This window comes from Paenibacillus hodogayensis (genome assembly GCF_039536325.1).
Lineage (GTDB): Bacteria > Bacillota > Bacilli > Paenibacillales > NBRC-103111 > Paenibacillus_AB > Paenibacillus_AB hodogayensis.
Window position 1 is genome coordinate 366,638 of record NZ_BAAAYO010000013.1, and the last position, 11,985, is coordinate 378,622.

Genomic DNA, 11,985 nt, shown 5'->3' on the forward strand with positions numbered 1-11,985 from the left:
TTAATGTTAAAATCGCGTTTGCAAGCCCAACAACATGGCTCTCCCCAGTTACTGTCTATAATGCTCAACTGTCGTCACTTATGATAAGGTTCAGCTTAACGAATTCGTCGTTGAATCCCTGTTACGATCTCACTTTCCGTGAGGCGCTCCAAATCGTAATGACACCTGCAACAAGATGCATGAGTTCCAGATAAATAATGAATGAGGTCGTACGGCCCTCAACGAAATACGGTGTATAAATAAGGAGGATCAATCCGATTACGGCTATGATTCGGAATACCTTAACACTTCCCAGTGCTGCGAAAATACCGATGCCAATGACCGTGCCGATGATGGACAACGTGATGACATTGGAAATTCCGAGTGGCTTGTCTGACATAACCATAATCTGCTCCGGGAACGCCCCATTGGCATCTCCGATATAGAATAGGATGACATTAATCACCGTAGCTAGAAAGGCGGCGACGAGAGCCTTCCACACGTAGCTCATAAGAGGCAATCTCTTCGATGTTCGCAATGACTTGGTCAATGCAGCTTCAACCCCTTCTGTCTTGTAATTTTCGTTCTTTAGTTAGATTGGAACAGCCCTTCTGGAAATACATTTTCAAAATGATCCCGCTTCTCATACATATCAAACCAAACGTCCGCAATACGATCCGGATCTCCCGCTGTACCTGATTGAATCAATGTGCCGATGGAAAGATGCCCTACATATATTCCCTTCTCTTTAAGTTCATTGTGCAAGTTTGTTGCATAATTACGAAGACCTGACATCACGATACCTACATTCCCGATCATAGGGATCGGCTGCATAGCGGATATCCCTGTCGTAAACAAAATGGCGCCAGCCCCCTGCTGAATCATGTCTGGAAGCCACTCGTTCACAGCAAGAATGGCAGGGAGCAAGTGCCCGTTTATCTGCTCTAACACATTCGTTGGCGTCGTATCCATGACATTTCGGAATTGATGCGGTCCCGCATACGGACTGAATTCGAGCACATCAATGGAACCAAAATCATGCTTGATAGCATCAATCGCCGCTTTAAGTGCAGGTAATTCCGAAATATCCGCTACATAATACTTAGTGTTGATTCCTAATGCCTTCAACTCGTACACCATAAGAGATAATTTCTCGGCATTTCTTGCGACTAGCGCAGCTTGAAACCCATTCGCCCCGAATTTTTTAGCGATGGATAAGCCTAGCCCTGGTCCAGCCCCAATGATTACGATCGTTTTCATCCTTATTTTTCCCCTTTCATCAAATGCAATGTTTTTTGGTAAAGCTGATGAGCATTGTCTAAATTAAACGTATTCTTAGAGAGACTTACTTCTTTTCGTTGGATATACGCGGACAATTTTTGTGCAGGCGGGGCTTCAATGTGATCAATAATCGGGAGAACCGCCTTCTCAACTGGTTTGCCGATCAATTTAAAAGCCACCCTTGCAAGCGCCTTATTAATCGGATTTTTGATTGAATCCAAATAGCCTTTTGTTTGAACAGCCCATGGGTTAAATAGCACATACTTGATCTTTCCATAATTCAAATCGGAAAAGGCAACGCCAAGAAGGTCGTTTAACCGACTACCGTGATATTTTATTTTTGCTCCGTTGTAATTTCTTTTGTTTTGGATATCCTCCAAATTAACCGTTCCGTTCATTCCTGGTGCGCAAACATTAACAATGACGGGCTTTGCTGCTTTCTCAAGCATTTCTTTGAGCCCGAAGCTCAGAACAAATCTGCTTAAATAAGATAATGCAAAATTAAATTCAAATCCTTCTTCAGTCTCGGTCAATTGTTCTCTTGTCGTATGTGAAGTTGCACAAAAAATGACACTATCTAAAGAAGCAAACCGCGTTTGGACCTCCTCAATCACTCGCTTGTTCTCCGATACTAAACTTAAGTTTGCTTGAAGAAATGTTGCTCGTTCTCCTGCACCGATCTGTTTGGCCTCATTTAAGAAGGAGCGGCCTTTCGTAGCGGAACTCCCTACAACGATTACCTGATTCCCGCTTCTTAAAAGATGCATGGCAACGCCTTTTCCAATACCGTCCGATCCACCTGTTACAAGTATGGTTTTCAAATTTACTACCTCCTCGAGAATGACAATCAGCTTGTATCTGACCAATTCCAACAAATTTGCAAATACCACTAAATTGAAGTTCATCGTTAAGGCTGAACATTTTTTACGCCTTGCATGGAACCAAGCTGCCAGAGGCATAATTAACAAAAGTGCCTCGCAGTACCTTTTAGATGCTCTATCATTGTGATATGATAACCAACGCGTGTTGCTTTAATAAACATACTCCCTATTCAAATGTGGGACAATCAACAATAAAAGTAGGATGTCGCTGTAGCAACAAAACCATGAAATTGTCGGGATGAGAGGTGAACGAATTGGGAACTAAGGCGAGGGATATTCGCATCACGCATACCAAAAAATCACTTATCGATGCGTTTATTGAATTGGCAAATGTAAAGGATTTCGAGCAGATCACGATCTTGGACTTAACCGAAAGAGCTCATGTAAATCGCACTACTTTTTATGCCCATTTTAAAGACAAATATGATTTATTGGATCATATAATTGGCGACTCGGCTTCGGGAATGATTGAAAAATATACAGCGAACAGTAGTCAGGAGTTTAATCGCGAAATAATCACTCAACTCTTTTTTGCTGTATGTGAAGTTAACCAACAACCGGATTTCCCATGTCGAAATAGCTACTTCGAAATGATTCCTCTATTAAAAGAGAGGATATTTAATGCAGTGAGGGACTATTTATCAAAACGTTTGATTGGTGTAAATGATGAGTCGGAAATTAGTTTCTATGCGCCCATTTATGCAAATATAGTAGTTGAAGCCGGCTATTTATGGACGACTGGTAAATTAGATTTAACAAAGGAAGAAACCGCTCAGCGAGTTACCGATATGGTTGTTGGGAAAAGTTAATTCGTACTTACAACCCACCGATATGCGAGCGTTCGACTTACTTAGGATACGGTTTCAGCTTAACGGGAGCATCGGCGAAAATTAAGGAAAGACCATCATGATCGCAACCGATCACAACTCCTTCGAGTCGCTCTGCCTAGACAGCTATCGGGTTAAAAAAAAGCACCCCCTCACTTGAGCATTACGCTCAAATTTAGAGTGCCTACAAGGTTTTCTCAACACAAAATTTGGCCGTCACTTATGATAAGGTTCAGCGTATCACAAGTAGGGCGAAATTAAAGGCACTCAGTGGAGTGCCTGCTTTGCATAGCTTATTATATTACTGCTTGCTACCGTCTAACATCGAAGCTCCAAAACAAAAAAGCCGTTATTCCCGTTAAACTCAGTTGTGGCTATTATGGTGGGACTTCTCTCTTACAAGCTCTGTTCGGTCACTCCCGTTACCGGATCGAAGGTCAGCATCTTGGTCCCGATCTTATCGATGAAGAATCGATCATGGCTTACCGTTATGACCGCGCCGGGAAAATGGATCAGAGCTTGCTCCATAACCTGTATGCTCGTGAGGTCCAGATGGTTGGTCGGCTCGTCCAAGATAATTACAGCTGCGCCCGAGAGAAGACACTTCGCCAGTGCCACCCGAGCTTTCTGCCCGCCAGACAGATGGCCGGTCGCTTTGCTCAGATCCGCCTCCGAGAATTGCAGCATAGCCAGGAATTTGTTCACCTTTTTACGTGGAGCGTCCAGTCCCAATCCATACGTATTCACCGCGTGGCTGACGGTATCCTTAGGGTCAAGCTCCTCCCACATCCGGTTGAAGTAGGCGTAGCTGACTCCCTTCTCCCAGACAACCTCCCCGGAATCCGGCTTCTCCTGCCCGGTAAGCGCCTTAATGAGCGTGGACTTCCCGCTTCCGTTCGGTCCCACGATGACCAAGCGATCTTCCTTCTGAATATCGAAGCTTACGTTCTCGAAGATCTGCCTGCCCTCGTAGGTCTGCCCGATCGCCTTCACTTCGCATAGCTTGTCGGGAAAGCGCAACCTCTCGTAGATATCGGTAATCAGCACGTTAACGGGATGAGGCTCTACCCGCTTCTTGTTATCCGCCAGCTTCCGCGAGAGACGGTCTTTCGAACCGGACTTCCGGCTCGCGCGATCGTCGATCGCCTCGGATTCCATGAGCAGCAGCTCTTCCTCCCACTCGAACTGGCGATCCAGCTCCTTCTTGCGCATCTTCTTCTTACGGACGTAATCGGTGTAGTTGCCTTCGTATTCCTGGAAATGATAGTTCTCGATCTCGATCGTGCGCGTGACCACCTTGTCGATGAATTGCCGGTCATGCGACACCAGAATCATGGCTCCCTTGAATCGGTACAACCACTGTTCCAGCCATGCGATCCCTTCCATATCCAAGTAATTCGTAGGCTCGTCGAGCAGAACGACATCGGGCAGCTCGATTAGCATCTTCGCGAGCGCCGCGCGGTTACGCCATCCCCCGGACAACTCATCGATGGGCTGATTGCGAGCTCTGTCATTGAACCCTAGCTTCGTAAGCACCGTATTGATCTCGACGGAAACGTTCCAGCCATCGAGATGATCCATCTGTTCGAATAACTCCGCTTGCCTTGCTAGCAGCGCATTCATCTCACGATCGTCGGTCACCACACCAAGCTTATCTCCGACTTCCTGTAACTCTTGTTCAATAAGGGCAACCTGCTTAAAGCATGCTTCTAGTTCTTGTTGAACGGACAAGCTTCCGCTGAGCTCTGAGAACTGAGAGAAATACCCGATTCTCACCTGAGGATCTATTTCCACTTTACCGGACGTCGGCTCTTCCTTGCCCATGATGAGCTTAAATACCGTCGACTTGCCGGCGCCGTTCCGTCCGATGAGGCCGATCCGTTCCCCTTGCATCACTCGAAAATAAATGTCGCGAAAGATCATGGACTCTTCATACTTCTTCGTGACGTTCTCCAGCCGTATTACGCTCATGGTTATCACCCTTCTGGCCAACGTTATAGTTCAATAGGCTACAGTAAAAAAGACACTGAGATTCTCAATCCATCAGCGTCTTTATAAGAGGATTGTCATTTAAAGCAGCTTAATTAGCGCTTCCAGCTCATCAACTAATCCTTTGGCACGTTCAAAATCAGTCTCTTTTAAAGCCAATTCGATTTTCATTTCAACTGATTTTTTATTTTGTTCCGTTTCTAAATAGTCTTTATCAAAATGACGAGCATAAATCATCTGTCTAAATTTCCGTATACTCATTTTTCGAATCGTCTTATCGTCAATAATTAGTACATAATCCATCCCATTCACAACCGAATAAAAATCATGAGAGATCATGACAATCGCGCCTTTATAGTCTTCAATGGCTTTTTCCAGCGCGATTTGTGCATAGATGTCCAAATGACTCGTCGGTTCATCAAGAAGCAATACATTTGCTTTACTGGCAGCGACTTTAGCCACTTGAAGCAAATTTTTCTCTCCGCCAGACAACGATGCGATCTTCTGATTAACGATTTCTCCTTCAAAGCCATAGTTCGCAATGTACGATCTAACCTCATCATAAGTGTCAAACCCAGCATCGATGAACTCTTCTATTATGGTATTAGAATCATTAAGCACTTCACCTTGAAGCTGTGATAAATAAGCCACTTTAGCATCCGCATTTATTTCAATTGAAGCGTGCTTATTGTTAAAGAGTTCTCGAAGTAAAGTCGTTTTGCCAGTACCGTTGGGTCCGATAATGGCCACTTTATCCGTAGATTTGATCTCAAAGCTAACATTGTCTAGCAGCAACTCATCAAAGGCAACACTATAATTACTGACCTGTATAACAGTGGTATCTTCCATTTCATTTTCCATACTGAAACGGATCGTCGGCTGCTTTATAGCTACAAACGGAGCTTTAATTTTACGTGCTTCCAATCTCTCTTGATAGCTAACTCTAGCTTTTAACGCTCTGCCCTTAGAAGCATCTGCATTATAAGTTGCAATAGCTCTTAGATGATTGATGATTTTCTCATTTCGCTCAAGCTCTTCTTCCTCAGCTACTGTGAGTTCTTGTAACTCAATTTTGGTCTGAAGTAAGGAGAAATGATAATCGATATACCGCCCATCAAATTCTTGGAGCTCCGTATTTTCAAGGTGAATAATTTTGTTAAAGCAATGATTCAATAAATACCGGTTGTGCGTAACCACTAGCAGGATGCCTTTGTGCGCGTTGATCAGATTTTTGAGCGCATTTAGATTTTCAAAATCCAAAAATACATCTGGTTCATCCATAACCATTACGTCTGGGCTATTCAGCATCTCCTTCATCACTTGAACGAGTTTGAATTCCCCGCCACTCAGATCGGATACCCTAGCATCCTTTAGCTTCATAAGGTTTGCTAGATTGAGTTTCTTATTAATGTTGCTTTCAAAATCTCCCCCGCCCATCGCCTCAAAAGCATCTAAAGCTTCTTGATACTTTTCTAGGATCGGATCAAGGTCAGAAGCTGTTTCCATTTCAGCACAAATAGCTTGGATCTCATCTTGTACCTTAATAAAGGGTTCTCCGATATATTCAAAAACCGTTGTTTCTTTCGTTCTGTCTAGTTGAGAGAACTGACTTACATACCCGATTTTGCAGGCTGGGTCGATCTCTAACTTGCCCTCGAACAAATATCGTTCCGGATCCATCAGTATATCGATCAGTGTACTTTTGCCACTGCCACTTGTTCCAATAAAAGCGCAATGCTGTGCCTCTTCGAGCGTAAAGGAGATGTTTGTATATAGCTCTTTTTGCGGAAAGGTGAAGGATAAGTTTTCAACTTTGATCATCGTGTTACCTTTCATGTAGCTAAATTGGTGACCACTATTGGATGTCTGGAAGCGCATAGATTATAAGTTCGCCGTTGTTAGCGTAGCACTGTTTACAACAAATCTCAAATCCATTTTCAAATAAGGATAAGGGCGGGAATGCCTTCTGATGATTACTTATGAAAAGGTGCACCATGTCATCTATAGAGCGAAATCGAAGGCACCCGATCAGGTGCCTTCTTTGCGTAGCTGTATATAAAAGTTGTCTACATTGCGCTTACATCAATCGGGACTTTGAGGCCGGGCGCTTCGTGTCGAGTGGTACCTACTTGCCTTGCTTCATGAGCTCGATCGCCTTGCGAGTCTCCTCGAAGACCTCTTCTCGCTTCTCCTCTGGTACAGGAACCGCCAGAATGTCTCCGGAGAGCTCCTCCAGCTCGCTCATTCCATCAAAACAGTTGCTTGTCTCGCATGTCATGCTCCCCATGGCAGTGCCACTACTAGGAACAATGCCGATTTCACCCACGATGTCGGCCTTGAGTAGCGCGCTCGCCGAGCCGGTGTCCAGCAGCACCTTGACCAGTTCGAGCGTCCGGCCCCGAAAGTGAATGGTGACAGGAATGAAAGGCAATCCGTATCCTCGGCGAAAATCATCGCGGCCCCCGAACGCCGACGTACCGTTCTCTGGCGATCAGCTCGGGACGAGACGTGTGAAAGAAGCAGTACTCGCGGCCCAGTTCCTCCCGGTGAAGCTCGCTGTAGCGGCGGAGCGCCGAAGTGGAGTCCGCGAATCGGCCTTCAATGAAAAAAATCAAGAAGCATTCTATAAGCGAAGCCCTTTCTTTTAAATCCAATAACGGAAGGAGCTTTCCCTTAATTCGGGAAAGCCCCAGCGCTCAATCAAACGTTATGTATTATCATTAAAAAAAGAGATACTATACTATGACCATCTGCCGCATAAACGAGTCTGGGTTCATCAAATATACAACCCTCGGGTCAATTACTCCATATTGGTTTACAGGCCTTCTTCTACCTGTGTGATCTGTTTGTATGCCTGACTCTAATTGTTCGATAATTCCACATGCTTTCCACTTTACCACTACATTCCTTGCCCTGTTTGTTGCGGTTTTATCAGGTGTAGTTTCGACTTCACTAGTCTCCCTACCGCCAGTAATCTTAAATGTAGCAGCCACATCGGGAATAGTAAAGACCTGTTTTTTCATTCTCACAACCCGATTTACAACTTCGTTTCCGTACAATTCCTCAGAACGTTCTTCCGCAAATTTACGTATGCCTATTATAACAGCATTTCGACCAATTTTGTAATCGTCATCGGTTGATTCAACAGCGGCTTCAGCAAAAATCGATTCCATTAGACGATTGAGATCTCTTGGTGATTTAAATGACAATTTAACTAACATGGTGATGACTTCAGCTTTAATTTCATCTTTAAACACAGAATCAATTGTTGCTCGCTTTAAACTATATGCGCCTATTCGAGCAATCAACATTCTTTCTAAATCATTATCAGTCCACTCGGTTGGCTTCATTTTAATTCGATCGGTACGTAACTCTTCGCCAAAATGTGACTTAACGTTCTCCCACAAGAAGAATTTAAATGCTCCACGGGCAATTTCCAACAATCGAATATTTGTTAATAAAGGATGGACTAACTTCGCAGCTTTATTACTTTGCCCACCCGTATAACCAGTCTCATCAATTTTATCAACTAAAATGTAAACTGCTTTATATCCGGCATCATCAGCAAGTTTCGTGAATGTCTCCATTACATGAATAGAACTAATTGCATCACGTCTGGCTTTTGGTATTTCTGTTGGCTTCGAAGGATCAATTCTTTCTAAATTTAAAACGCTAATTAGAGCATTATATATTTCCACGACATTTGAAATTATATTTGTTATCTTCTCACTTTTACTTTCTAACGCCTTCAATATACTATCAAGTTCTAATCTCGAAAGATCGGTCATGTATTCATCAATATACCATCGAAGCAGGCCTCTACTCTCGACAGGCAAATCTTCCCCGACAAGCCCTTGTTCTACTAGAGAAAATGCTAATTTTGCAACGCCTCTTTTGAGTATCTCATTAACGTGGTCCGTTAAAGTTATTGTGTTCAGCTGTCCCAGTCTTAATGCCGTAAAATCATCGTATGTAATAGACAGTACTTTCCCGCCAATGTCTTCTTCAAATTTTTCTGAGTTAGTGTATACTTCGATCATCGATCGAATAGCACTTTTGCCACCACCACGAGGACCAAAAATAACATAAGATTTAGGGTGATTCGCGTCACCAAGCGCCTCAGAGAAATATCTGGGCTCCACAAAATATAACTGGAGTAATTCTTCCTTCTCACCAGCCACCTTAGTAAAAGGATGTTCAGTGAAGTTATGAAGTCTTAGGAATCTATTAATAAGCATAGCTATCCCCCTTCACACATATTCCCTAATAGTAAAATATTGTTCGTTACTTTACAAGGGAAATAATAAATATGTCCATCCCAATTTCAGTGGGCATAGATTAGTGCTTATACAAGCACCTCGAAGCTTATCGGTTCCAATTATCGCCGTCACCTATAATACAGTTCCCCGATTCTTCTTGAGCCCCAGACAACTTGACCAAAATGAAAAAAATCGCATCAGCTGATGGAAACGCTGCTCACCTGGTGTAATGGGATAGAAGCCCCATACCCCCGATATCAAGCCACCATTGGCTCGAACGTTTTTGTTTTACTTGATTTATTTATAGAGATTCTTTAGTTCTACACGTATTTCATCACTTACTAGTCTTAAATCAATTAAGACAAACCAAACTGTAAATAATGCTTCCTTTAATTTAGTTGTCAGGAATCCATTATCAATATTTTTCTCAAGTCTCCTTAAATAATCATTTTTCATATCATTACTGAAATTATCTATAAACTTTTTGTGTGTCGCCTCGTTGAATTGATAGTTTAAATCATGAGCGAATTTATTTCTAATTCTATTAACATAACTAATTGCATTTTTTAATTCCAAGGGAATTGCTCCAATAGCAAGTGAAATTCTTAACGTATCTGAAAACTTTACTTGCTCTCCAAGCTCTTGAGGGTGTTTTAATTTAATGTGTAATAATTCCTTCATTTCAAACTCAATATAGAGATGAGCTCTTAGTATAACTTGAAAGTTATTTTCTCCACTTGTTTCTTCCATAAATTTATTATGCTGTTCTTCATATCTATCAACAATCTCATTGAGGTGATCAAGAAACTCCTCATTCAAATTATTAATACGATCTATTATACGATGTTTATCAATCATTTCATTTCTCCTACACGTAGGATACTTGTGTTTCTGATATCCACGAGACTTAAACTATGGTTAAGACTAAGTTGCACTTTCCTAGTACGTGAGACTATCTCCATTTACTCCATTTATCATATCTCACCGATGGGAAATAGTTACAGCATTCTAAACTTGATGCGATACAAAACAAATGTCTTAAAGGCTCATACTCACTATGTCCCACACGTCCAACACCTTCCCCAAGCTTCCCCCAATTAATCTAATTACCCGATACACCTGCTCCACCATGTCAGACGCATAAAACCTCAGACCGGACCCAGCGGCGACAGTCGTGCAGCGTGAGTCCGGTGTTATCAGAAGTTAATGCCTACAATAAATTTAGCTTACATATAAATTTTAGAACTAAATATAATCTAATCCTTTATATGGCGCTCCTATACGCTTTACTGTCTTGTCATTAAATTCAACAGATATATCCATGCTATCGTCTTGAGCGTTGACAATAACCCCTTCACCCAAACGTTCATGAAACACACGGTGTCCTATGTTTTTTTTAAAATCAAGATATTCTACAACATTTTCTTTCATTTTAATTACTGTCCCTCTATTTATTTCCTTTTCATTTCTTGTTTCAGTATTTTCAATACTGTTTCTAATGCTTTGACTCAGTCCTTCTATTGCGTTTAATAATATACTTGTATCAGGGTTTAATTCCATTTTATCCGGTATTTTTGCTGCATTTATCCCTAATAATTGGATTAAAGAGTTTGTATCAGATTTATTCTCATATGTTGCTGTTATTGCATTCGATATGTTTGCAACTGCAACTGTAACGGTATCAATTCTTAAACTACTATCATATTCAACATCTCTTAATGATGAAATATCAAATATCCTATTGGTTGATGAATCTTTAATAAGTGCAACTGGCAAGTTAAATGCTTGCCTGATTCCTAACTCGTACATTACATTAGGATTTCTCGAACTTAAATCACATACAACCATGTCTGCATTTACAATCTTCTTTATAATATCTAGAATTATCATATTTGTGTTTTTCACATCATCAGCTCTTGTCGCAATAAAACCAGCCATTTCACAAGCGGGCTTTATTATATGATGATATACTCTACTAAAATGCCCTTTCTCATAGCCATCAGTGTCTGCAATTGGCATAATTACAAAGCAGGATTTAACTTGTTCTGTAGTCAAAAGAACGACCTCCACATCGTGTTCACGAACTTTGTGAATACCATTCATTTTACAGCCTGGTATCCGAAACCGCTTACCCTATCTAATCATACCATACACATGGAAAATAGTGGACAAACCTTTAGTCATAAAGAACTAAGAGCCTCTGAAACCAATGGTCTCAGAGGCGTATTATTTCACGTTGTATTCCATCGACAAACCAATTTTTCGCCGTCACTTATGGTAGGGTTCCCCCCGCATAATCTTAAAAGCCCGATAAACCTGCTCCACGAGGACGAGGCGGATGAGCTGGTGGGGGTAGGTGATACGGCCGAACGACAGCTTGGCGTCGGCGCGTTTCAGCACATCGTCGGACAGCCCGTTCGAGCCGCCGATCAGGAAGGTGACGTGGCTTTTGCCATACGTCCCGAGCCGGTCCAACTGGCCGGCCAGCTCCTCGGACGACCACATATGTCCGCCGATAGCCATGGCGATGACATAGCTGTCGGGCTTGAGCGCAGCCGCGATCCGCTCCCCCTCCTTCTGCTTCACCTGCTGCTCCTCAGCCTCGCTCATCCGCTCCGGCGCCTTCTCTTCGGCCACCTCGGTGATGGTCAATTTGGCATACGGCGCCAGCCGCTTCGCGTATTCCGCGATGCCGTCCGTCCAATATTTTTCCTTCAGCTTCCCTACGGCCACAATCTGAATATGCACGTGCCCTTATCTCCTCTTCGA

General features: G+C 42.7%; 12 protein-coding genes. 1 reads left to right on the forward strand and 11 read right to left on the reverse strand.

The features are described from left to right. Window positions 1-121 precede the first annotated feature (121 nt). From ABD796_RS27825 to ABD796_RS27835, 3 genes are all read right to left on the reverse strand, one after another. Window positions 122-490, reverse strand: a complete 369-nt coding sequence (locus ABD796_RS27825; RefSeq protein WP_344914469.1) for a DUF6069 family protein — start codon at window positions 488-490, stop codon at window positions 122-124. 77 nt (window positions 491-567) lie between these two features. Then, window positions 568-1,239: an SDR family NAD(P)-dependent oxidoreductase gene (locus tag ABD796_RS27830; protein WP_344914471.1), complete on the reverse strand. Its 672-nt coding sequence runs from the start codon at window positions 1,237-1,239 to the stop codon at window positions 568-570. A 2-nt stretch (window positions 1,240-1,241) separates the two neighbouring features. Continuing rightward, window positions 1,242-2,081 (reverse strand): SDR family NAD(P)-dependent oxidoreductase, encoded by an 840-nt coding sequence (locus ABD796_RS27835; RefSeq protein ID WP_344914473.1) that lies wholly within the window; start codon window positions 2,079-2,081, stop codon window positions 1,242-1,244. 314 nt (window positions 2,082-2,395) lie between these two features. On the opposite strand from ABD796_RS27835, the gene ABD796_RS27840 reads away from it, so the two are divergent. Continuing rightward, complete coding sequence (locus ABD796_RS27840) at window positions 2,396-2,950, forward strand: TetR/AcrR family transcriptional regulator (protein ID WP_344914476.1); 555 nt, start codon at window positions 2,396-2,398, stop codon at window positions 2,948-2,950. Between the two features lie 414 nt (window positions 2,951-3,364). Here the strand turns inward: ABD796_RS27840 and ABD796_RS27845 are convergent, their stop codons facing one another. The 8 genes from ABD796_RS27845 to rlmH all read right to left on the reverse strand — a co-directional run bounded on the left by ABD796_RS27845 (window position 3,365) and on the right by rlmH (window position 11,964). Beyond that, the gene (locus ABD796_RS27845; protein WP_344914478.1) at window positions 3,365-4,939 is read right to left on the reverse strand and encodes an ABC-F family ATP-binding cassette domain-containing protein; all 1,575 of its coding nucleotides are present in this window, start codon (window positions 4,937-4,939) and stop codon (window positions 3,365-3,367) included. Window positions 4,940-5,038: 99 nt separating this feature from the next. Then, the gene (locus ABD796_RS27850) at window positions 5,039-6,778 is read right to left on the reverse strand and encodes an ABC-F family ATP-binding cassette domain-containing protein (protein ID WP_344914480.1); all 1,740 of its coding nucleotides are present in this window, start codon (window positions 6,776-6,778) and stop codon (window positions 5,039-5,041) included. 304 nt (window positions 6,779-7,082) lie between these two features. After that, a complete protein-coding gene (locus ABD796_RS27855; protein ID WP_344914482.1) occupies window positions 7,083-7,388 on the reverse strand; it encodes a hypothetical protein in 306 nt (101 codons plus the stop codon). A gap of 19 nt (window positions 7,389-7,407) precedes the next feature. Beyond that, window positions 7,408-7,572, reverse strand: a complete 165-nt coding sequence (locus tag ABD796_RS27860; RefSeq protein WP_344914485.1) for a hypothetical protein — start codon at window positions 7,570-7,572, stop codon at window positions 7,408-7,410. A 120-nt stretch (window positions 7,573-7,692) separates the two neighbouring features. After that, entirely contained in the window at window positions 7,693-9,195 is a 1,503-nt protein-coding gene (locus ABD796_RS27865) for an anti-phage protein (protein WP_344914487.1), read from the reverse strand. 318 nt (window positions 9,196-9,513) lie between these two features. Continuing rightward, complete coding sequence (locus ABD796_RS27870; protein WP_344914489.1) at window positions 9,514-10,074, reverse strand: hypothetical protein; 561 nt, start codon at window positions 10,072-10,074, stop codon at window positions 9,514-9,516. A 387-nt stretch (window positions 10,075-10,461) separates the two neighbouring features. Next, window positions 10,462-11,271, reverse strand: a complete 810-nt coding sequence (locus ABD796_RS27875; protein WP_344914491.1) for a hypothetical protein — start codon at window positions 11,269-11,271, stop codon at window positions 10,462-10,464. Between the two features lie 213 nt (window positions 11,272-11,484). Next, a complete protein-coding gene (rlmH, locus tag ABD796_RS27880) occupies window positions 11,485-11,964 on the reverse strand; it encodes a 23S rRNA (pseudouridine(1915)-N(3))-methyltransferase RlmH (RefSeq protein ID WP_344914493.1) in 480 nt (159 codons plus the stop codon). Between the last annotated feature and the right edge of the window lie 21 nt (window positions 11,965-11,985).